The organism is Terrabacter sp. Soil810 (assembly GCF_001429645.1).
Taxonomy (GTDB): Bacteria; Actinomycetota; Actinomycetes; order Actinomycetales; family Dermatophilaceae; genus Terrabacter.
This window is the reverse complement of the sequence record NZ_LMSW01000011.1, coordinates 1,031,388-1,052,663: the sequence shown is the minus strand read 5'-3', so window position 1 is coordinate 1,052,663 and position 21,276 is coordinate 1,031,388. Positions and strand designations below refer to the sequence as shown.

Below are 21,276 nucleotides of genomic sequence, written 5' to 3'. Positions count from 1 at the left end.
CGCCGGCGGACTGGCCGCGGTGGTGCAGGTGGGTCAGGTGGCCTGGTTCTCGTCGAGGATCTCGGAGACGTAGCGCGCGACGGCGCGGACCGACGCCATCGTCGTCGGGTAGTCCATCCGGGTCGGGCCCAGCACCCCGAGGCTCGCGACGCGCTCGGCGCCGGAGCCGTAGCCCATCGACACGAGGGACGTGGACTGGAGCCCGGTCACGGGGTTCTCGGTGCCGATGCGCACCGACACGAGGTCGGGGTCGTCACCGAGCTGGCCGAGGAGGCGCAGCAGGGTGACGTGCTCCTCGAGGGCCTCGAGGATCGGGCCGATGGTGCGCGGGAAGTCGGTGCCGGCGCGAGCGAGGTTGGCCTGGCCGGCGAGGACCACGCGCTCCTCGCGCTCCTCGACGAGGGCGTCACCGAGGGCGGACACGACGGCCTCCATCGCCGCCCGGTCGGCCTCGTCGACGTCGTCGACGAGGCGTCGCAGCCGGGTCGCGGCCACGGTGAACGGCACGCCGGTGGCCACCTCGTTGATGCGGGAGCGGATCGAGGCGACGAGCGCCTCACCGGTGCCGTCCGAGAGCACGCGCCCCGTGTCGACGACGCGCTGCTCGACGCGGCCGGTGTTGACGATGAGCACGATCATCAGGTGCGACGACCCCATCGGCACGAGCTCGATGTGGCGCACCGTCGACCGCGTGAGCGACGGGTACTGCACGACGGCGACCTGTCGGGTCAGGCTCGCGAGGAGGCGCACAGTGCGGTCGACGACGTCGTCGAGGTCGACGGCCCCTTCGAGGAACTGGCCGATCGCACGACGCTCTCCCGAGCCGAGCGGCTTGACGGCGCTGAGGCGGTCGACGAAGACGCGGTAGCCGGCGTCGGTGGGCACTCGCCCCGCCGACGTGTGCGGCGCGTGGATGAGGCCCTCCTCCTCGAGCAGGGCCATGTCGTTGCGCACGGTCGCGGCACTCACCCCGAGGTGGTGGCGCTCGACGAGAGCCCGGCTGCCCACCGGCTCGGAGGTCTGGACGTAGTCCTGCACGATCGCGCGCAGCACCATCAGCCGACGGTCCTCGCTCATCGCGTCCCCTCCTTCACGGGCTTGGCACTCTCGATCGACGAGTGCCAAGTCTACGTCGTGCCTCGCGGATCTCCGACTTCATCCAACCGTATGCCGTCGCGCCGCCACCTCCCCTGCCCGCGTGGCGGCTGCGTGGGTCGCCGCCCGGCGGCATACCCTCGCTTGTCGTGTCCCCCAACGATCGCTACGGATCCGACGTCCTCACCGGCGACTGGCGTGCCCCGCGGCGCGGCCGGTCCACCCCGACCCCGGCGGAGCCCGACCTCGTCGTCGAGGAGGTCGAGACCGGCTGGGTCGGCGCCGTGGTGCGGGTGGAGAAGGCGGGCGGCATGCACGTCGTCCACCTCGAGGACCGCCATGGCCGCACCAAGGCGTTTCCGCTGGGCCCCGGCTTCCTCGTCGACGGCGCTCCGGTGACGCTCACTCCCCCGCAGGCTGCCGCCGGGACCGCGCTCGCGGAGGCGAGACGGGCCGCCTCCAGGACCGCGAGCGGCTCCGTGGCCGTCGAGGGTGCCCGGGCCCGCGTCGCGAGCGGCTCGCGGATCTACGTCGAGGGCCGCCACGACGCCGAGCTCGTCGAGAAGGTCTGGGGCGACGACCTGCGCGTCGAGGGGGTCGTCGTCGAGCTGATGGACGGCGTCGACGACCTCGCCGGCATCATCGCCGAGTTCCAGCCGGGGCCCGGCCGTCGCCTCGGCGTCCTCGTCGACCACCTCGTCCCCGGCACGAAGGAGGCCCGCATCGTCGCTCAGGCGCAGGCGCTGCCGGGCCTCTCCCAGCACGTGAGGATCCTCGGCCACCCCTACGTCGACGTGTGGCAGTCCGTGCGCCCGGAGCGGCTCGGCTGGCAGCAGTGGCCGGTCATCCCGCGCGGCACGTCGTGGAAGCACGGCATCTGCGCCGAGGTGGGCTGGGCCCACGCGAGCCAGGCCGACATCGCCAACGCGTGGAAGCGCATCCTCGGGACGGTGCGCACCTACGCCGACCTCGAGCCGACGCTGCTCGCGAGCGTCGAGGAGCTCATCGACTTCGTCACCGAGCCCAGCGCCTGAGCGCCGGGCCCGAGGACCCGGGCTCACCTCTTGAGGTAGCCCTGGACGTCGACGACGAGGTAGGACGCGGCGCTCGTGTGCACCGTGATCGACCCGCCCACACCGACGGGGACCACGACGGCGTTGACCCGCGTGCGGCCCGAGGCCACGGTGACGTTGGCGGGGCTCGGTCGGGTCGTGCCCGAGGCGTAGGCCGTGACGGCCGTCGTCGCCGTCGGGGCGATGGGTGTCAGCGTGATCGACACCGCGGCCACGCCGACGGTCGGCACCCCGGCGCGGCCGAGGATGGGCACCGACACGGTCGACCCTGCCGCGACCCGGCCCGTGGGCGCGCCGAGCCCGATGCGCGTGTCGAGCAGCCGGGCCGGGGTGACCGCGACGTGGTCACCGCCGGTCTTGAACCAACCCACGACGTCGACGAGCAGGTCGGTCCCGGCCGTCGACTGGATCGTGACCTTCCCGCCGGTGCCGATCCGCGACACGACCGCACCCGTCATGGCGGCGTCGGCGTCGTAGCGCACGTGGGCCGTCGTCGGCCGGGTCGTCCCGGTCGGGTATGCCGTCAGCCAGCCCCCGGCGCCGGGCGCGACCGCGGAGACGGAGAGGACGACGGCTGACGCCCCCGTGCTCGGCACGATGCCGGCCCCGGCGACCGGCAGGTCGACGCTGCCGCCCGCGGGGATGCGCACCTGCGCGGTGCCGAGGCCCGTGCGCGTGTCGAGGACACGGGTCGGGGTGACCGAGACGAGATGCCCCGTCGTGGGGTACCAGCCGACGACCTCCGCGACGAGGTGCGTGGTCGCCGAGGTGTAGAACCGGACCCTGCCGTCGGTGCCGAGCCTCGCCGGCACGAGCTCGCTGACCGTGCCCGCGGTCGTGTACGTGAGGCTCCGCGAGCCGGGGCGCGTCGCGCCGGACGGGTAGCTCGTGAGGTAGCCGGCGGCCGCCGGCGCGGTGACCGTCACGTTGAGCACCGCGGTGCCGACCCCACCGCTCGGGATGCCGGCACGGCCGCTCACCTGCAGGGCGATCGAGGTGCCCGCCGCGACCTTCGCGGCCGGGGCGCCGAGGCCGGTGCGGGTGTCGAGCAGACGGGTCGGGGTGACGGGACGGTAGACGTCGGTGTCGACGACCGTGGCGCCCTGGTCCTTGAGGTGGATGAAGCCGTTGGGCCACCTGCCACCGCCCCGCGTGACCTTGCGCCACTTGAAGTCGCCGCCCCAGTTGTCCTCCGAGACGAGGATCTCGTCGGCCGAGACCACCTTCTCGACGTAGGCGACGTGTCCTGTCGAGGAGAAGGAGGTGTTCCACCAGGCGACCGAGCCGACGGCCGGGTCGTCGTTCGTCTGGCCCGGGAAGGACGGACCCCAGTTGGAGGCGTTGCCCGACAGCGACGCCGGCTTGGTGTTCGGCAGGCCGTTCCTGACGAGGCGGTAGGCGACGTAGTTCGTGCAGTTGTGACCGGTCGACTGGCGCCAGTAGCTCGTCGCGTTGTTCTCCTTGTAGCCCCCGTGCGGGTAGCCGGCCGCTTGGCACGGGTCGTAGCCGGTGCAGAGCACGATCCACTCGGCGGAGCGGGCCGGTCCGGCCAGGCCGACCGTCCCGACGGCGCCGAGCAGCAGGGCGACCACCACGACGAGGAGGGCACCCGCCCGCGTCCGTGAGGGCCGCGCGGTCAGAGGACGGGGTCCGGCGGGACGGGGTCCGGCGGGACGGGGCTCGGCCGAGACGTCGCGCGCGCGTGGCATAGGTGTCTCCCGTGGTCGCCGAGGGTGCACTCGGCAATCTAGGACAATCGGGCCACGCGATCACTGGTTTCCCAGAAATCCCATGCGACACGCGAGAGACCTAAGTGACCTCCAGCCACACCTGTGTTAATGACACGGCTGTCATTCACCGTCCAGGCGAGGTCACGACCGGCCCCCTGGCCGCCGGCGCCCCGGGAAGGCCACGCGGGCGATGACCTGCTCCTTGAGCGAGGTGAAGGGTGGACGCACCCACACCGTCGTGTCCGGTCGCGTCGGCATCGAGAGCACGGCCTTGTCGTGCGAGAAGAGCGCCACCGAGCGCTCCCCGTGGTACGCGCCCATGCCGCTCGCCCCGACCCCGCCGAAGGGCAGCCCCGGGACGGCGAGGTGGGCGAGCGGGATGTTGAAGCCGAGGGCACCAGACGACGTGTCGCGCACGAAGCGCTCACGCACCTCGTCCGACGTCGTGAAGACGTAGAGCGCGAGCGGCTTGTCGCGGCGGTTGACGACGCCGACGGCCGCGTCGAGCCCCTCGACCGCGACGAGGGGCAGGATCGGCCCGAAGATCTCCTCGCCCATGACGAGCTCGCGCGGGTCGTCGGGGTCGGCGACCTCGACGACCGTCGGCTCGAGGTAGCGCGAGGACGCGTCGGACCGACCACCGGTGACGACGCGCGCCGGGTCGACCAGGGCGGTGAGCCGCTCGAAGTGGCGACCGTCGACGATGCGCCCGTAGTCGGCCGAGGCCGCCGGGTCGTCGCCGAAGGCCTCCTGGATCGCTTGCACGAGAAGGGGCTTGAGGGCGTCCAGGGTCGCCCGGCTTGCCAGGACGTAGTCCGGCGCCACACAGGTCTGTCCGGCGTTGGTGAACTTGCCCCACACGAGACGGCGCGCCGTCACCTCGAGGTCGGCGTCGTCGGCCACATAGGCCGGCGACTTGCCGCCGAGCTCGAGCGTCACCGGCGTCAGGTGTCGCGCGGCGGCCTCGAGGACGACACGACCGACCGTCCCGTTGCCCGTGTAGAAGATGTGGTCGAACCGCTCGGCGAGCAGTGCCGTCGTCTCCGGGACCGCTCCCTCGACGACGTGCACCGCCGACGCGTCGAGGTGCTCGGGCAGCAGGCGCCCGAGCACCTGTGACGTCGCCGGGGCCACCTCGCTCGGCTTGATGACGACGGCGTTCCCGGCGGCGAGCGCGCCGACGAGCGGTGCGAGACAGAGCTGCACCGGGTAGTTCCACGGGGCGATGACGAGAACGACGCCGAGCGGCTCCCGCACCACCTTGGCCCGCCCCGGGGCGAGCGAGAGCGGCACCCTCACCCGGCGCGGAGCGGTCCACGCGCGCAGGTGGCGCAGGGTGTGGTCGATCTCGCGGACGACGAACCCCGTCTCGGTGACCCAGGCCTCCGTGGCGCTCTTGCCGAGGTCGGCGTGCAGGGCCGCGGCGAGCTCGTCCTCGTGGTCGACGAGCAGCGAGCGCAGCGCCCGCAGCTGGGCGACGCGCCACTCGCGCGGCTTGGTCACCCCGTAGTCGAACGCACGGCGGGCGGTGGCGACCACCTCGGCCGCCTGTGACACGACCCCACGGCTCGCACCGGGCTCCTGGTGCACCTCGTCACCGGCACTCGTCGTCGACACGGTCTCGCTCATGGGGCCCTTCCTCGGTCAGACCCCTCAGGAGGCGAGGAGCCGGTGCACCACGGTGTCAGCGAGCAGGCGCCCGCGCCGCGTCAGCACGAGACGGGAGTCCCGCACGGCGGCTGTGCCGTCGAGCAGGCCGTCGGCGACGAGGCCTGCGACGGCGGTGCGTCCTGATCCTCGCAGATCGCCGACCGGCAGTCCCGCGACCAGGCGTGTGCCGAGCAGCACACGCTCGTCGTAGCGCTGGTCCTCGCTGAGGGTCTCGCGGGCCTGGGCGGGCGACTCCCCCGCGCCCAGCCGAGCGGCATACGCGCTGGGGTGCTTGACGTTCCACCAGCGGATGCCGCCGACGTGGCTGTGCGCGCCCGGACCGACGCCCCACCAGTTGGTGCCGGACCAGTAGGCGACGTTGTGGCGGCAGCGGGTCCGCTCCGAGCGGGCCCAGTTGCTGACCTCGTACCAGCCGAACCCGGCAGCCGAGAGCAGCTGGTCGGCGAGCTCGTACTTGTCGGCCTCGTCGTCGTCCTCCGGCGCGGGAACGACGCCGCGGCGCACCTGGGCCGCGAGCTTGGTGCCGTCCTCGACGACGAGTGCGTAGGCCGAGACGTGGTCGGGCTCGAGCGCGACGGCGGCCTCGAGGCTGCGACGCCAGTCGTCGAGCGACTCCCCCGGCGTGCCGTAGATGAGGTCGACGCTCACCTGCATGCCGGCGTCTCTCGTGGCCGCGACGGCGCGGGCGACGTTCTCGGGGTCGTGGGTGCGCTCGAGCGTGCGCAGCACGTGGGGCACCGACGACTGCATGCCGACCGAGACGCGCGTGAAGCCACCGACGGCGAGCTCGCGCAGCGACTCGGGCGTCACGGAGTCGGGGTTGGCCTCGGTCGTGACCTCCGCGTCGGCCGCCAGCCCGAAACGCTCGCGTATGCCGTCCAGCACCGTCACGAGGTCGCCCGACCTCAGCATCGTCGGGGTTCCGCCACCGACGAAGACCGTTGACACCGGCGGCGCTTCGTCGCCGAGCACGGATCGCGCGATGTCGAGCTCGCGCACCGCGGCGTCGGCATAGGTGTCGATGCCGATGCTCGCGCCGGGGCCGCCGAGCTCGGTCAGGGTGTACGTGTTGAAGTCGCAGTAGCCGCAGCGCACGGTGCAGAACGGGACGTGCACGTAGACACCGAGGTCGGTGCTCGCGAGATCGGCCAGGGCCGCGGCAGGAAGCTCACCCGTGCTGGGAGCGGGGTCGCCGTCGGGGAGGGCGGAGGGCGGCATACGCCCATTGTCCCAGCCCGGGAGGTGTGTGCCGTCCACTCCCCCGGTCGTACGCTGCGGTCATGCCCGAGAGGCCGTCGCCACGACGGAGGACCGCCCGGATCCTCCTCGGCGTCGCCGTGCTCTGCCTCGTCATCGCCGTGTCCCTGGTCGCGGTCAACGTGTTCGTCGAGGGCGGCAGACCCGTCGCCTCGACGTCCTCACCGGCCCCCGTCGCCGCCCCCACCTGCTCACCGCCACCCGCACCGCCGACGGGCTACCCGACCTTCACGACCGCCCCGGACGCGTCCGTCGCGCAGGGCGCGTCCTGGTCTGCCGTCGTGCGCACGACGTGCGGCAGCCTGACCCTCCGGCTCGATGGAGCGCGGGCGCCCCGAAGCGTCGCGTCCTTCGTCACGCTGGCCCGGGCCGGCTACTGGAACGACAGCGTCTGCCACCGGCTGACCTCACGCCAGGCTCCGACGGCCTTCCTCCAGTGCGGTGACCCGACGGGACGCAGCACGGCCGACCCCGGCTACGACCTGCCCCTCGAGAACGTCCCCGCGGACCGCACCTACCGCGTCGGCGACGTGGGGATGGCCCGGGGTGACGGGTTCCCCGGCACCGCGGGCGAGTTCTTCGTCGTCCACCGGGACTTCACGGTGCCGCCCGGCGCGCCCGTCTACTCGCGCATCGGGACGGTGACGTCGGGGCGGGAGGTCGTCGAAGGGATCGCGAGCCGCGGCGGCGAGGACACCCGACCGGACGGACCGCCCTTCCAGTCGATCAGCGTGCTCTCCGTCGACATCATCGGGCGATGACCCGGCGCCTCAGCGGTCGAGGCGCTCGGCGAGGAAGCGCCCCTCGTCGTCGAGGTCGACGGTGAAGCTCGACGCGAAGGCCTGCTGCGTCCACGACCCCTCGGGGTGCTCGAGGTCGGAACGGCTGCGCACGGCCGTCAGGTCGTGGCCGCGCAGGGCGGAGATGAGGTACTCGTTGCGGGCCGTGTAGGCATCGGGCCCGAGCGCGAAGACGCGCTTCGGCGCCTTGCAGAAGGCCAGCGAGAAGAGGCCGCTGCCGGCGAATCCCGCGATCGTCCCGGCGGCGCGGAAGAGTGCCACCTGCTCGGCGAGCGGATGGTCCTCGGGGTGCACGACCTCGAACCCGCGCCCTGCGAAGAACGCCTCGACCTCGTCGACGTTGTGGCACGACCGCTTGAGAGACGGTCGCCGCGACACGAAGATCCGGTCGGGACGCCGGCGCCGCTCGGCGCGCTGCACGACGTGGTCGCCGACACGGTCCCAGATGCTCGCCATCCCGGGATGGATGTAGCGGGGCAGCGAGAACATGCCCGTCGAGGTGTAGAGGCGCTCGGGCCGGCACGGCGCCGTGAAGACGTGGACGTCGTCGGGGGCGATGCCGAACGCCCCGAGGATGTCGATCTCGAAGGGGGCGAGCACGGCCGGCTCGCGGTCGTGCTGCAGCGTCATCAGCACCTTGACGTCCGGCTCGAGCTCACGGACGCGGTCCCAGGCCCAGAGGCGGCTCAGCTGTTCGGTCATGAGATGGCCGAAGTGCCCGGGCCACTCGCTGTCGAGGTGGAACCACGCCCCGGGCAGCTCGTCAGGCGTGCTGATGTCGCGGCGCACCGTCCCGAAGCGGGGTGCGCGCTCGACGACGTAGACGTTGGCGATCCGCTCCATCCAGTTCTGCCGGAAGGTCTCGGGGAAGAGGACCTCGTCGCGGGTCACGATCTGTCCGCGTGAGCAGGTCGGTGCGTCGTAGCGCCGCAGCACCATCTCGGGCACGGTCAGCCGCGACTGGACGTACGGGTCGGCCACCCGGTTGACGTCGTAGGCGCACGTCGCGGTCCACGTGACCGCCGGCAGGGCGTCGAGCCGCTGCCCGAGCTCGGGCCGGCCCGCGAGGACGGTGTCGACCTCCTCCTCGCGCAGCTTCGGGGCGACACGCACGCCGTTGACGAGGCGCAGCACCTTGCTGTGGACGTGGACCTGCTCGAGCGAGCGGCCGAGCCCCTCGACGTCCCGGTAGGCGGCCGCGTCGGCCCGGTGGTCGCGGAAGTCCCGGATGCGAGCCTCCTGTGCCGCAGCGACCAGACCCCACAGGTCACCGGCGTAGGGCGCGTCCGGCGGCAGGTTCTCGTTGGGCAGGGCGTCGTCGACCGCGATGCGCGTGCCGCCCGCCGATGCCGTCACCGAGGCCACCTGCCGCTGCGCCAGGGTCTCTCCCGAGCGCGGGGTGGGTGCGGCGTCGTCCCCGAGCGGGTGCGGGACGAGGCGCCGGGCGACGTACTGGCCGCCGGCGCGCAGGTGCATGAACACCCGCTGGAAGAGGAGGGCCTGGTCGTTGCCGTTCTCGTCGGAGGCATCGACGACGAGGTCGAACGGGCCCTCGACGGTGAGCCGCGCATGGGTGGCCGAGGCGTCGTCGGGCAGCTGCACGGTCGAGACGCGCGACGCCGGCCACTGTGCCTGCAGGACGGTCGACCACGGCGCCGCATCGGGTCCGCCGACGACGAGAACCGCCGCGTCGTCGCGTCCCTGCAGGGCGTCGAGGACGACCTCCATGGCGGCGAGGTGCGGACGGACATCGGCCCAGCGCTGCTGGTCGGCGCGCCGGACGAGCTCGCTCGCCGGGCTGACGGCGGACTCCTCCACCACAGGGTCGACCGGTTCGTCGTCCGGCAGGCGCGTGGCTGGCACAGGGGACATCCAAGCACGCCACGGGGACGACGTCGCACAGGATCGCGTAGGTTGCCGGGGCGGTCCAAAGCTGCTCAGCCCGAGTGCGTCGTGACTCCGTACCGGGCCCGCGAGTCCAGGGCCCAGCGCGCCGCCGGCACCGACACGAGGGCGATGACGACCATGAAGGCCGCCAGGATGAACCAGCCCGTCTCGCCGAGGTCGACGCAGAGGTAGGTGACGACCGGAGGGGCGACGACGGCGAGCACGCTGAAGCCGAGGCCGGCGAAGCCTTGGTACTGCCCCTGACGCTCGTGCGGAGCGAGTCCCATCTGCAGCCCCCACTGTCCACCGGACCCGATCATCTCGCCGACGACGTGCACGAGGGACCCGGCGACGAGCGCCGCGATCGCGAGCCACACGTCGCCCCGGTCGGCGAGGGCGACGATCGCGAAGCCGGCCGCGATCCACCAGGCCCCGCGCACCAGCGCCCTGGCGCCGGCCACGACCGAGTCGGCGCGGCGCGAGAGCCGCACCTGGAAGAGTGCGACGGCGGCCGTGTTGATGATGAGCAGGACGGCGACCATGGCGGTGGGCGCCGTCGTGTGGGCGGAGACATAGAGGGCCAGGCCGAGCTCCATGACGAAGAAGTGCAGCGAGAAGAGCCCCGTGATGATGGTGATGACGACGTAGGGCCAGTCCCGGATGACCCCGAGGCGCGGCTCGCCGGCGGCCCGCGCGTGCGGCGCGAGGTCCGGCAGCCGAGTCGAGTTCCAGGCAGCGAACGCCGTGAAGATCGCGTTGATGACGAACACGGTGACGTACGCCCACCGCTCGTCGATGATGAGCGCGGCGCCGCCGAAGACCGACCCGAGGCCGAGCGCGGTGTTCGTCACGGCCCTGAGGTAGGCCTTGAAGAGCACACCCCGCCCACCCGTCGCGAGCTGGGCGACGACGCCCTGGTTCACCGCGCCGGCCCCGCGCTCGAAGAACGCGAGCACCCCGAGCAGGAGCGCCAGCATCCACGGGGTCGTCGCCAGGACCGGTGGCGCACTGAACACGGCCGCCCCGACCATGAAGCCGGTGAGCACCTGGCGCGGGCCGCGGGTGTCGCCGAGGTGACCCGCGGGCACCTGGACGACGATGCCGACCACGGCCGACACCGACATCGCGAGGGCGACCTCGGTGGCGCTGAAGCCGACCTGGCGCGTGAAGTAGAGCGCGCTCGTGGTGAGGACGGCCCCGGCGCCGAAACGGTTGGCGAACGAGCCCAGCGCGAGGATGCGCAGGTCGCGGTCCACGGGGATGCCCCGGTGCGTCAGCGGTGGGGTCGTCGTCGACGTCATGCGCTCTCTCCTCGTCCACACATATCTCTCGATATCAAGATATCTGACGGTGGGCAGACCGGTGCAACTCGTTTTCCGCCGTCGCATATGGTGCAAGGGTGTACAGCCCCAACTGGATCGAGCTCGACGGCGTCGTCAACATGCGTGACCTCGGAGGGATGGTGACCGTCGGCGGCGACACCGTCCGCCCTCGCCGGCTGCTGCGTTCCGACAACCTCCAGGACCTCACGGCCGGCTCCGTCGAGGTCCTCGTCACCCTCTACGGCGTGAGCGACGTCGTGGACCTGCGCACCGACGTCGAGGTCGCCAAGGAGGGCAACGGCCCCCTCCGCGCGCTGGACGGCATACGTCATCACCACCACACGCTCTACCGGGAGGACACGACCGAGTCGGGCATCCCGGCAGCCGAGCGCGCCCTGCCGTGGGAGACCGACGAGCGCCGCGACGCCGCAGCGGCCGAGGCCGCCGAGCGCAACGGCGCCCACCGCCCCAGCCACGACCAGTTCTGGTCGGAGCACTACCTCAGCTACCTCGCGAGCCGCCCCGACTCGGTGGTGGCGGCGCTGCAGGCCATCGCCTCGAGCGAGGGCGCGGCCATCGTCCACTGCGCCGCCGGCAAGGACCGCACGGGCACGGTCGTGGGCCTCGCCCTCAAGGTCGTCGGGGTGCCGGACGACCTCGTGGTCGCCGACTACGCGGCGTCGGCCGAGCGCGTCGCGGCGATCATGGAGCGGCTGCGCGCCAAGGACGCGTACGCCGCGAACCTGAAGGACAAGACGGTGGCCCAGCAGTCGCCGACCACCGACACGATGCGGTTGCTGCTCGCTGCGCTCGACGAGCGCTACGGCGGTCCGCTCGGGTGGCTCGACGAGCAGGGCTGGACCGCGGCCGACACGGAGCGGCTGCGCCGCAAGCTCCTCGGGCCCTGAGACCGGTCGTCGACGTCCCGTCGGGTGCCGCCCGGCCTCGGGCCGGGCGGCCGCGGTGGGCCTACTTCTTCTTGTCGCCCTTGTCGCCGTCGCTCGAGAGGGCAGCGACGAAGGCCTCCTGCGGCACCTCGACCCGTCCGACCATCTTCATGCGCTTCTTGCCCTCCTTCTGCTTCTCGAGGAGCTTGCGCTTGCGGCTGATGTCGCCGCCGTAGCACTTGGCGAGCACGTCCTTGCGGATGGCGCGGATGTTCTCGCGGGCGATGATGCGCGAGCCGATGGCCGCCTGGATCGGGACCTCGAACTGCTGGCGCGGGATGAGGTCCTTGAGCTTGCTCGCCATCATGACGCCGTAGGCGTAGGCCTTGTCCTTGTGGACGATGGCCGAGAAGGCGTCGACCGTCTCGCCCTGGAGCAGGATCTCGACCTTGACGAGGTCGGCGACCTGCTCGCCGTCGGGCTCGTAGTCGAGCGAGGCGTAGCCGCGGGTGCGTGACTTCAGCTGGTCGAAGAAGTCGAAGACGATCTCGGCGAGCGGCAGCGTGTAGCGCATCTCGACGCGGTCCTCGGAGAGGTAGTCCATGCCGCGCAGGTTGCCGCGCTTCTGCTGGCACAGCTCCATGATCGCGCCGACGAACTCCGACGGAGCCAGGATCGTGGCGCGCACGATCGGCTCGCTGACCTCCCGGATCTTGCCGTCGGGGTACTCGCTCGGGTTGGTCACGTGGACGGCCTTGCCGTCGTCCATGGTCACGTCGTAGACGACGTTGGGCTGGGTCGAGATGAGGTCGAGGTCGAACTCGCGCTCGAGCCGCTCGCGGACGATCTCGAGGTGCAGCAGGCCGAGGAAGCCGACGCGGAAGCCGAAACCGAGAGCCGCCGACGTCTCGGGCTCGTAGACGAGCGCGGCGTCGTTGAGCTTGAGCCTGTCGAGGGCGTCGCGCAGGTCGGGGTAGTCCGAGCCGTCGATGGGATACAGACCGGAGAAGACCATCGGCTTCGGGTCGCGGTAGCCGCCGAGGTCCTTGGAGGCGGGCTTGCTCGCGTTGGTCACGGTGTCGCCGACGCGCGACTGTCGCACGTCCTTGACGCCGGTGATGAGGTAGCCCACCTCGCCGACGCCGAGACCCTTGCCGGGCACCGGCTCGGGGCTGATGACGCCGATCTCGAGGAGCTCGTGGGTCGCCCGGGTCGACATCATGACGATCTTCTCGCGCGGGCTGAGATTGCCGTCGACGACGCGGACGTAGGTCACGACGCCGCGGTAGGTGTCGTAGACCGAGTCGAAGATCATCGCGCGCGCCGGGGCGTCGGGGTCGCCGACGGGAGCCGGCAGCGTGCGGACGATCTTGTCGAGGAGCGGCTCGACGCCGGCCCCGGTCTTGCCCGAGACCCTGAGGCAGTCGTCGGGCTCGCAGCCGATGAGCTTGGCCATCTCCTCGGCGTACTTCTCGGGCTGGGCCGCCGGCAGGTCGATCTTGTTGAGGACCGGGATGATCGAGAGGTCGTTCTCCATCGCGAGGTAGAGGTTCGCGAGGGTCTGCGCCTCGATGCCCTGGGCCGCGTCGACGAGGAGCACCGCGCCCTCGCAGGCGGCGAGCGAGCGGGACACCTCGTAGGTGAAGTCGACGTGGCCCGGGGTGTCGATCATGTTGAGGGCGTACGTCGTCCCGTCGAGCTCCCACGGCATGCGGACGGCCTGGCTCTTGATCGTGATGCCACGCTCGCGCTCGATGTCCATGCGGTCGAGGTACTGCGCCCGCATGGCGCGTGAGTCGACGACACCGGTCAGCTGCAGCATGCGGTCGGCCAGCGTGGACTTGCCGTGGTCGATGTGCGCGATGATGCAGAAGTTGCGGATCAGGTCCGGCGGCGTTGCGTTGGGTGCCAACGCGGAGCGGGCCATGGGCGACACGTGGGACGAACCTCGCAGAGTCAGGTGACGGGGATGGAGCTGGTCGGCGGGCGTGCGGCGCTCGAGTCGCTCGGGCTCGAGTCGCTCGGGGCGCTGCCGCAGCCAGCACAGTGTCCCATGCTTTGGGGGTCCGGCGCTCACGCCCTCGCGGGCCGCGCCCACCACCGGCCGGCCTCGTGACGCACAATGGCGGCCATGCGCGCCCAACCGATGCAGGTCCTGCCCGTGGCCCCCGGGTCGCACCTGCCACTGCGCCGCTACGTGCGGCACCCGAGGGAGATCGTCTCGCTCGTCGTCGCGATCATCGCCTCGCTCCTGCTGCTGCTCGCGGCCATCGCCGAGGTGTCGACCGCGATCGACGAGCAGCGCGTGCCCGACGTCTACGCGCTCGCGCTGATCTTCGCACCGCTGCTGGTCTGGTTCGCCCGAGGGCAGCTGTGGGCGCAGCAGCGGCTCACCGGCATCAAGCTGACCCCGGAGCAGTTCCCCGAGGCGTACGCCATGCTCGTCGACGCCGCGGGGCGGTCCGGACTCACCTACGTGCCCGATGCGTACGTCGTGCTGGGGAACGGCGTCATCAACGCGGCGGCCTCCGGGCACGGGTTCCGGCGCTTCGTCTTCATCAACAGCGACCTGCTCGAAGTGGGTGGCGCCGCCCGTGAGCCGGATGCCCTCCGCTTCGTCATCGCCCACGAGGTCGGGCACATCGCCGCCGGCCACGTCAGCTACTGGCGCATCCTCGGCACGTTCGCGTCGCAGTGGATCCCGCTCGTCGGCTCGACCCTGAGCCGGGCCCAGGAGTACACCGCCGACAACTACGGCCACGCGCTCGCGCCGCAGGGCGCCCGCTCGGCCATGGCCACCCTGGCCGGAGGCAAGTACCTCGGCCGGTCGGTCGACGTCGATGCCATGGCCGACCGGGCCGTCACCGAACCGGGCTTCTTCGTCTGGGTCACGAACGCCTCGGCGAGCCACCCGGTGCTGCTGTGGCGCATGCACGCGCTGCGCGACCGCCGCCGCCCCGGCCGGCTGCTCTGGCGCCCGAAGGAGCCGTGGCTGTGGGGCCCACCTGCGGTGCCCGGCGCCTACGCCCTGCCGGCGATGGTCGGCTTCATCCCGACAGCGCTCCCCCAGGCCACGCCGGAAAGGACGGTGACCCAGGCGATGCCGGTCGGCGCCGTGTCGAACGACGCGACCCCCGTTCGACGTGAGTCCGAGGGCGACGGCGCCACCGCGCCCTACCCCGACGCGACCGCGCCCGCGGCCGTGCCGCTCCCGAGCCGAGAGGACGAGCGATGGAGACCGTGATCAGCCGGGCCGACGGCCGCGAGGACGGCGAGGAGTGGACGGAGAACTACGAGGAGCTGCCCGGCGGGGCCGGCATCAGCATCATCCTCGAGTCGACGACGGAGGAAGGGGTCGGACCCCGCCTGCACCGGCACCCCTACGCCGAGACCTTCGTCATCCGGCGCGGCTCCGCGACCTTCACGGTGGGGACGGACGAGGTGGTGGCGCACGCCGGGCAGGTGCTCGTCGTGCCGGCCGAGACCCCGCACCGCTTCCGCACCGGGCCCGACGGCTACGAGGCCGTGCACATCCACGCCAACGACCGCTTCGTCACCGAGTGGCTCGAGTGACCTGCCCGTCCCCCTCGCACGAGCGCTCGTCCAGGCGTCAGGCGTTCGTCGTGGCCGAGGCGACGACCGCCACCTCGGACCGACGCTCGGAGGTGCTCGTCGCGGCACGTGAGCGGCGCTCCAGCACGGCTGACAGCACCGCGACGCCGACACCGAGGACGGCGAGCACCGCGCCGACGAGGCTCGGCGCGCCGTAGCCCCAGCCCGCGGCGAGGACGACCGAGCCGAGCCAGGCACCGAGGGCGTTGGCGGTGTTGAGCGTCGAGTGGTTGAGGGCGGCCGCAAGGGACTGCCCCTCGTGCGCGACGTCCATGAGGCGCGTCTGGAGCAGCGGCACGACGATCGAGGGCAACAGCCCGAGCACGAAGACCATGACGACGGCGAGCCACAGGGTCTGGGCAGCCCAGCCGAACACGGCGAGGAGCACGGCGATCGCACCCAGCGCACCGATGATGCCCTTGAGCACCCCGACGCGGTTGGCGACGCGCCCGCTCAGCACCATGCCCGCGACCATGCCGATGCCGTAGGCCGCGAGGACCCACGGGATGTAGCGCTCGTCGAGCCCGGTGAGCTCGGTCATGGTCGGCGTGATGAAGGAGTACATCGCGAACATCCCGCCGAAGCCGACGACGCCGATGAGGAGCGCGAGCCAGACCTGGACGCGGCGCAGCGCCTGCATCTCGGCCCGCATGGACTCCTCGCCGCTCGGGGGCAGGTGCGGCAGGAAGATCGCGATGGCCACGACGGTCAGCGCCCCGATGACGCCGACGAGCACGTAGGGCAGGTGCCACGAGAATCGCTGGCCGAGCAGGGTCGCGAGGGGCACTCCGACGACGTTCGCGACGCCCAGCCCACCGAGGATGGCGGCGACGGCCGCGGTGCGCCGCTGGTGCGACACGAGGGACGCGGCGACCACCGAGCCGATGCCGAAGAAGGCGCCGTGCGGCATGCCGGCGAGGAAGCGGGCAGCCATGACCGTCGGGTAGGTGTCGGCCGCGAGGATCGCGAGGTGGGCGACGGCGAAGAAGGCCATGAGCCCCATGAGCAGGCCCTTGCGTGGTGCCTTGGCGAAGGCGACCGCGATGAGCGGGGCGCCGACGACGACGCCCAGCGCGTACGCGGAGACGTAGTGGCCCGAGGTCGCGATGTCCACGCCGGTGCCCGCCGCGATCTGCGGCAGCAGGCCCATCGTCACGAACTCCGTCGTGCCGATCGCAAAGCCGCCGACGGCGATGGCGAGGATGGCGAGGGTCGTGCGGCGTGCGGCGGGACTCACAGGGCTTCTCCGGGTTCGGGGTTCGTCGGCGTCCGCATGCGGTGCACCGAGGTGGCGTGGTGCGGATCGCCGTCGACCCGGTCTCGGACGTCAACGGTAACGGTGGCGCGGCTACGGTGATTCCCATGTCCAGCACCTTCGACCGACTCCTGGGCCGCCTCCGCGGTCTCGTGCGCGGCCCGTCCTCCTCGACCCGCCCTCGTCCGCCGGCCGGCCGCAGCGAGGCTGGCCCGGCAGGGCGGCCGGGCGCCCCTGCGACCGTTCCCGGTGCGGCGAAGCCCTACCCGGGTGACGCGACCCGCCTGCCGGACACGACGTATGCGCCGCGTCCCGACGGTCGGCCCGACCCCGGTGAGATCGTCTGGACGTGGGTGCCCTACGAGGAGGACCACAGCCAGGGCAAGGACCGCCCGGTCCTCATCGTCGGTCACGACGGAGACTGGCTCGTGGGGCTGCCCCTGACGAGCAAGGACCACGACCGCGACGAGCAGCAGGAGCGGCGGTCGGGCCGGGAGTGGGTCGACGTCGGCTCCGGCGCCTGGGACGGGCGTGGACGGCCGAGCGAGGTCCGGGTCAACCGGCTCGTCCGGGTGGACCCGGACGGGGTGCGGCGCGAGGGCGCCGTGCTCCCCCGTGACCGCTACGACGACGTCGTGGCCGCCGCGCGCGCCCACCACCAGCGCTGAGACGCAGATCGGGCCCGTCACCACGAGGTGACGGGCCCGTTCACACGTGAGGGTGGTGCGTCAGAGCGACGCGACCTTCTTCGCCATGGCCGACTTCTTGTTGGCGGCCTGGTTCTGGTGGATGACACCCTTGCTGACAGCCTTGTCGAGCTTCTTCGAGGCGGTCTTGAGGGCCTCGGCAGCAGCGTCCTTGTCGCCGGAGGCCGAGGCCTCGCGGACCTTGCGGACCCACGTGCGAAGCTCGCTCTTGACGGCCTTGTTGCGCTCGGTGCGCGTCGCGTTCGTCTTGATGCGCTTGAGCTGCGACTTGATGTTTGCCACGTTGATGGTTTCTTTCGTTCGGTCGGATGGTTGCCGTTAGAGGGCGGCAAAGCTGCTCGGGACCGGGCGTGGGGACACCCTGCGTGAGCGGCTCTGGGTGGTGCATGCATGCGCGCACGACCTGAGCGCGCACGCAAGGGTCAAAGTTACCAGCGGCCGGTGCGCTCGACCAAACCGGCCGTATGCCGTGGGGCCCGGCCCGCGCGGAGGCCCGCATGGCGTCGCCTCAGCGAGCGGCCCGCGCCCGGGAGATGGTCAGGATGGCCCGCTCGACGGCATACACGGGGTCGCGTCCGCCGCCCTTGACCTCGAAGTCCGCGGCGGCCACGGCCTGGACGGCGACGGCGAGACCGTCGGGGCTCCAGTGACCGACGGCGCGTCGGGCCTTGTCGATCTGCCACGGCGCCATGCCGAGGCTCTTGGCGAGCTGGGCCGAGCTGCCCCGGCCCGCCGCACCGACCTTGATGAGCTGGCGCAGCTGCGAGGCGATGACGGCGACGATCGGGACAGGGTCGACGCCGGTCGCGATGGCGTGGCGGAGCAGACGCAGCGCCTCCCCCGAGTGCCCGGCGATCGTCGCGTCTGCGACCCGGAAGCCGGTGGCCTCCACCTTGCCCCCGTGGTAGGTGTCGACGACCGCGTCGTCGACAGTGCCCTCGGTGTCGGAGACGAGCTGCGAGCAGGCGGCGGCGAGCTCGCGGACGTCCTTGCCGACAGCCTCGATGAGGGCGCGCACGCCCTCGCTCGTGATCTTGCGCCGGGCCGCCGAGAACTCCTTCATCACGAAGTCGGTCTTGTCACGGTCGGTCTTGATGGCCGGGCACTCGATGACCCGCGCGCCCGCCTTTTTCATCGTGTCGAGGACCTTCTTGCCCTTCATCCCGCCGCCGTGGGCGACGACGAGGCCGACGTCGGGGTCGGGCGCTGCGAGGAGCGAGAGCAGGTCGAGCTGGAGCTCGTCGGGCGACTCGTGGAGGTCGCGCACGACGATCGTCTTGGCGCCGCCGAACAGGGAGGGGCTCGCGTGCATCTGCAGGGCCCCGGACTCGTAGGTCGCGGCGTCGATGCGGATGACCTCGGCGTCGGCCTCCTTGGAGCCGGCGAGGACGCCGGCGACGGCGCGCTCGACGAGGACGCCCTCCGGGCCGGTCACGAGCACGAAGGGCGGAGCGGCCGGGTCGGTCATGGCCTCAACTCTGCCATGCCGGTGCGACAGCCGGTCCGCGGCCGCGCGCGCGTCCCAGCCCTCCCGGCCCCGCCGTCCCGCCGCAAACACACCGAGCAGGTCACAACGCCCCGGGATCGGATGCTGGGGTGTTGTGACCTGCTCGGTGTGTTGTGGGAATGGGGCGGCGCCCGCGTCAGTCGAAGAGCGCGCCCGAGGCGATGGTCAGCCCGAGCTGCTCGACCCTGGCCGCGATCGTCTGCTCGGGCAGCTCGAAGTGGTCGACGAGCTCGTCGAGCTGCATGCCGGCCTCGGCCGCGTCACGCAGCTCCTCGTCCTGCTCGTCGGTCCAAGCGTGCCCCGACGTGACCGCGCTGCGGGAGGAGACCGGGGCCGGGGGCGGCACCGCGACCGGCCTCGGGTGCTCCGTGCCGTCGGCGTCGGCACGGGCCCCGGTGAGCGAGCGCAGTGCCGGCTCCTCGACGGCCACCGGCGGCGGGGCCGTGGCGTCGAGGCGGGCGAGCGCCGCGAGCACCATCGTCTTGTCGGTCGTCGGGTAGAAGGGCGGCAGCGAGCGCTGGAGGAAGCCGGCATACCTCGCCGTCATCATCCGGGAGTCGAGGAAGGCCACGACGCCACGGTCGTCGGCGCGGCGCACGAGACGTCCGGCGCCCTGGGCGAGACGAAGTGCGGCGTGGGTCGCCGACACCGCCATGAAGCCGTTGCCGCCCATCCGCGCGATGGCCTGCGACCGGGCCGACGCGAGGGGGTCGTCGGGTCGCGGGAACGGGATGCGGTCGATGATGACGAGCTGGCACGACGAGCCGGGCACGTCGACGCCCTGCCAGAGGGTGAGCGTGCCGAAGAGGCACGTGCGCGGGTCGCGCGCGAACTGGCGCACGAGCGTCGTGATCTGGTCCTCGCCCTGGCACAGGACGGGGATGTCGTCACCGAAACGCGCCCGCATGACCTCGGCAGCCGTCTGCGCGGCGCGCATCGACGAGAAGAGCCCGAGGGTGCGTCCGCCGGCGGCCCGAACGAGCTGCTCGATCTCGTCGAGCGTGTCGTCGCCGGCACCGTCGCGACCGGGCGGCGGCAGGTGGGCGGCGACGTAGGCGATCGCCTGCCTGGGGTAGTCGAAGGGACTGCCGACGTCGAGGCCCTGCCACCTCGGGGCACCGTCACCGCGCAGCCCGATGGTGCCGGCCACGGCGTCGAAGGTGCCGCCGAGCTCGAGGGTGGCGGACGTGAGGACGACGGTGCGCTCCTCGAAGACCTTGTCGCGCACGAGCATGGCCACACTCATCGGGGCGACGCGCAGCACGGGCCCGCGGCGCTGGTCGCGGCTCAGCCACACGACGTCGAGCTCGCGCTCCTCGAGGATGCGCTCGGCGTTCTCGTGGATCTCGTCGACGGCGGCGCGGGCGACCTGGCGGGCGCCGTCGGCCTCCTGCCCGGCCGGCGGCTTGAGGTCGCTCTGGACGGTGCGGGCCGTGTCGCGCACCCGCGCCAGGGCCATGCCGACCGAGTCCGGGACGCCGAGCATCCGCCCCTCCTCGAGGGGCTCGAGCGCGAGCGCGAGCATCTCCCCCGCCTCGTCGAGGGCGGCGGTGTTCTCGGACATCCGGCCGGCCTTCTTGGCGGCCGTCATGACCATGGTGCCGGTCAGCTCGTCGGTGATCGTCGCGGTGACGCGGTCGACGAGCTCGTGGGCCTCGTCGACGACGAGCACGTCGTGCTCGGGGAGCATCTGTCGCCCCTCGAAGGAGTCGATGGCCATGAAGGAGTGGTTCGTGACGATGACGTCGACGTCCTTGGCGGCCTCGCGGGCGCGCTCGACGAAGCACTCGGCGACGAGAGGGCACTTGCCGCCCATGCACTCGTGGGCCGAGACCGAGACCTGTCGCCACGCGCGCTCGGAGACGCCGGGGACGAGCTCGTCGCGGTCGCCGGAGTCGGTGGCACCCGCCCACTCCCGCAGTCGGACGACCTCCTGGCCGAGGCGCCCCACCGCGGCGTCGACCTGGCCCACCGACAGCAGGCCGTCCTCGTCGTCGGGGAAGCCGCCCTCGAGCTTGTTGAGGCACACGTAGTTGCGGCGCCCCTTGACGAGTGCGTACGTCGGACGCCGCCCGAGGACCGGGGCGAGCGCGTCGGCGACGCGTGGCATGTCGCGGTCGACGATCTGTGCCTGCAGGGCAAGGGTCGCCGTGGCGACGACCGCCGGCTTGCCGGCCTCGAAGGCATGGGCCACCGCGGGCACGAGGTAGGCGAGCGACTTGCCGGTGCCCGTGCCCGCCTGGACGAGCAGGTGCTCGCCCTCGTCGATGGCGTGGGCGACGGCCTTGGCCATCTCGACCTGGCCGGGCCGCTCGGCCCCGCCGACACCCGAGACCGCGGCGTGGAGGAGGTCGTCGAGCGCGGCGGGTCGCTGAGGCACTGGATCAGCGTATGCCGCCGGGGTGACCACTCGTGCCACCCGTCCCCCGCCTGTCGGCGCGCCGCGGTAGGCCGATCGTGGTCGGCGTGGAGA

General features: G+C 72.2%; 17 protein-coding genes. 6 read left to right on the top strand and 11 right to left on the bottom strand.

Annotation, left to right across the window (positions count from 1 at the left end):
• Positions 1-33: 33 nt before the first annotated feature.
• On the bottom strand, positions 34-1,077 hold the full coding sequence (gene hrcA, locus ASG96_RS10740) for a heat-inducible transcriptional repressor HrcA (protein WP_057587918.1): 1,044 nt from the start codon (positions 1,075-1,077) through the stop codon (positions 34-36).
• 167 nt (positions 1,078-1,244) lie between these two features.
• On the opposite strand from hrcA, the gene ASG96_RS10735 reads away from it, so the two are divergent.
• Positions 1,245-2,129: a DUF3097 domain-containing protein gene (locus ASG96_RS10735; protein WP_057587917.1), complete on the top strand. Its 885-nt coding sequence runs from the start codon at positions 1,245-1,247 to the stop codon at positions 2,127-2,129.
• Between the two features lie 23 nt (positions 2,130-2,152).
• Here ASG96_RS10735 and ASG96_RS10730 read toward each other — a convergent pair whose 3' ends face one another.
• The 3 genes from ASG96_RS10730 to hemW form a co-directional block, all read right to left on the bottom strand.
• Positions 2,153-3,763: a CHAP domain-containing protein gene (locus tag ASG96_RS10730; RefSeq protein ID WP_162262033.1), complete on the bottom strand. Its 1,611-nt coding sequence runs from the start codon at positions 3,761-3,763 to the stop codon at positions 2,153-2,155.
• A 276-nt stretch (positions 3,764-4,039) separates the two neighbouring features.
• The gene (locus ASG96_RS10725) at positions 4,040-5,527 is read right to left on the bottom strand and encodes an aldehyde dehydrogenase family protein (RefSeq protein WP_057587915.1); all 1,488 of its coding nucleotides are present in this window, start codon (positions 5,525-5,527) and stop codon (positions 4,040-4,042) included.
• Positions 5,528-5,551: 24 nt separating this feature from the next.
• Positions 5,552-6,787, bottom strand: coding sequence for a radical SAM family heme chaperone HemW (hemW, locus tag ASG96_RS10720; protein ID WP_057587914.1), 1,236 nt, complete (start codon positions 6,785-6,787; stop codon positions 5,552-5,554).
• 62 nt (positions 6,788-6,849) lie between these two features.
• On the opposite strand from hemW, the gene ASG96_RS10715 reads away from it, so the two are divergent.
• Positions 6,850-7,587 carry a peptidylprolyl isomerase gene (locus ASG96_RS10715; RefSeq protein WP_056758672.1) on the top strand — a complete coding sequence of 246 codons (738 nt, stop codon included), beginning with the start codon at positions 6,850-6,852 and terminating at the stop codon, positions 7,585-7,587.
• A 9-nt stretch (positions 7,588-7,596) separates the two neighbouring features.
• Here the strand turns inward: ASG96_RS10715 and ASG96_RS10710 are convergent, their stop codons facing one another.
• Positions 7,597-9,498, bottom strand: coding sequence for a glycosyltransferase family 61 protein (locus tag ASG96_RS10710; RefSeq protein ID WP_082591725.1), 1,902 nt, complete (start codon positions 9,496-9,498; stop codon positions 7,597-7,599).
• A gap of 65 nt (positions 9,499-9,563) precedes the next feature.
• On the bottom strand, positions 9,564-10,814 hold the full coding sequence (locus ASG96_RS10705; RefSeq protein ID WP_057587911.1) for an MFS transporter: 1,251 nt from the start codon (positions 10,812-10,814) through the stop codon (positions 9,564-9,566).
• Positions 10,815-10,912: 98 nt separating this feature from the next.
• Here ASG96_RS10705 and ASG96_RS10700 point away from each other — a divergent pair, with 98 nt between their 5' ends.
• Positions 10,913-11,743, top strand: coding sequence for a tyrosine-protein phosphatase (locus ASG96_RS10700; RefSeq protein WP_057587910.1), 831 nt, complete (start codon positions 10,913-10,915; stop codon positions 11,741-11,743).
• Positions 11,744-11,804: 61 nt separating this feature from the next.
• Here ASG96_RS10700 and lepA read toward each other — a convergent pair whose 3' ends face one another.
• Positions 11,805-13,649 (bottom strand): translation elongation factor 4, encoded by a 1,845-nt coding sequence (lepA, locus tag ASG96_RS10695; protein WP_056758683.1) that lies wholly within the window; start codon positions 13,647-13,649, stop codon positions 11,805-11,807.
• A 204-nt stretch (positions 13,650-13,853) separates the two neighbouring features.
• Between lepA and ASG96_RS10690 the strand changes: the two genes are divergently transcribed.
• Both ASG96_RS10690 and ASG96_RS10685 read left to right on the top strand, forming a co-directional pair.
• Positions 13,854-14,966: a M48 family metallopeptidase gene (locus ASG96_RS10690; RefSeq protein WP_235509136.1), complete on the top strand. Its 1,113-nt coding sequence runs from the start codon at positions 13,854-13,856 to the stop codon at positions 14,964-14,966.
• Positions 14,954-15,295 carry a cupin domain-containing protein gene (locus ASG96_RS10685; RefSeq protein ID WP_057587908.1) on the top strand — a complete coding sequence of 114 codons (342 nt, stop codon included), beginning with the start codon at positions 14,954-14,956 and terminating at the stop codon, positions 15,293-15,295. Before ASG96_RS10690 ends, ASG96_RS10685 begins: the two co-directional genes overlap by 13 nt.
• Positions 15,296-15,332: 37 nt before the next feature.
• Here ASG96_RS10685 and ASG96_RS10680 read toward each other — a convergent pair whose 3' ends face one another.
• Positions 15,333-16,571, bottom strand: a complete 1,239-nt coding sequence (locus tag ASG96_RS10680) for an MFS transporter (RefSeq protein WP_057587907.1) — start codon at positions 16,569-16,571, stop codon at positions 15,333-15,335.
• A 125-nt stretch (positions 16,572-16,696) separates the two neighbouring features.
• Here ASG96_RS10680 and ASG96_RS10675 point away from each other — a divergent pair, with 125 nt between their 5' ends.
• Entirely contained in the window at positions 16,697-17,257 is a 561-nt protein-coding gene (locus tag ASG96_RS10675) for a type II toxin-antitoxin system PemK/MazF family toxin (RefSeq protein WP_057588397.1), read from the top strand.
• A 60-nt stretch (positions 17,258-17,317) separates the two neighbouring features.
• Here the strand turns inward: ASG96_RS10675 and rpsT are convergent, their stop codons facing one another.
• From rpsT to ASG96_RS10660, 3 genes are all read right to left on the bottom strand, one after another.
• Positions 17,318-17,578: a 30S ribosomal protein S20 gene (gene rpsT / locus ASG96_RS10670; protein WP_056758695.1), complete on the bottom strand. Its 261-nt coding sequence runs from the start codon at positions 17,576-17,578 to the stop codon at positions 17,318-17,320.
• Positions 17,579-17,804: 226 nt separating this feature from the next.
• Positions 17,805-18,764, bottom strand: a complete 960-nt coding sequence (holA, locus tag ASG96_RS10665; RefSeq protein WP_057587906.1) for a DNA polymerase III subunit delta — start codon at positions 18,762-18,764, stop codon at positions 17,805-17,807.
• A gap of 175 nt (positions 18,765-18,939) precedes the next feature.
• The gene (locus ASG96_RS10660; RefSeq protein ID WP_056758700.1) at positions 18,940-21,183 is read right to left on the bottom strand and encodes an ATP-dependent DNA helicase; all 2,244 of its coding nucleotides are present in this window, start codon (positions 21,181-21,183) and stop codon (positions 18,940-18,942) included.
• Between the last annotated feature and the right edge of the window lie 93 nt (positions 21,184-21,276).

Bases quoted from the DNA above. Each gene is read 5' to 3' on its own strand.
- ASG96_RS10705 (WP_057587911.1), bottom strand. From the start codon at position 10,814: ATGACGTCGACGACGACCCCACCGCTGACGCACCGGGGCATCCCCGTG.
- hemW (WP_057587914.1), bottom strand. From the start codon at position 6,787: ATGCCGCCCTCCGCCCTCCCCGACGGCGACCCCGCTCCCAGCACGGGT.
- lepA (WP_056758683.1), bottom strand. From the start codon at position 13,649: ATGGCCCGCTCCGCGTTGGCACCCAACGCAACGCCGCCGGACCTGATC.
- holA (WP_057587906.1), bottom strand. From the start codon at position 18,764: ATGACCGACCCGGCCGCTCCGCCCTTCGTGCTCGTGACCGGCCCGGAG.
- ASG96_RS10690 (WP_235509136.1), top strand. From the start codon at position 13,854: ATGCGCGCCCAACCGATGCAGGTCCTGCCCGTGGCCCCCGGGTCGCAC.
- hrcA (WP_057587918.1), bottom strand. From the start codon at position 1,077: ATGAGCGAGGACCGTCGGCTGATGGTGCTGCGCGCGATCGTGCAGGAC.
- ASG96_RS10725 (WP_057587915.1), bottom strand. From the start codon at position 5,527: ATGAGCGAGACCGTGTCGACGACGAGTGCCGGTGACGAGGTGCACCAG.
- ASG96_RS10715 (WP_056758672.1), top strand. From the start codon at position 6,850: ATGCCCGAGAGGCCGTCGCCACGACGGAGGACCGCCCGGATCCTCCTC.
- ASG96_RS10685 (WP_057587908.1), top strand. From the start codon at position 14,954: ATGGAGACCGTGATCAGCCGGGCCGACGGCCGCGAGGACGGCGAGGAG.
- ASG96_RS10675 (WP_057588397.1), top strand. From the start codon at position 16,697: ATGTCCAGCACCTTCGACCGACTCCTGGGCCGCCTCCGCGGTCTCGTG.
- ASG96_RS10710 (WP_082591725.1), bottom strand. From the start codon at position 9,498: ATGTCCCCTGTGCCAGCCACGCGCCTGCCGGACGACGAACCGGTCGAC.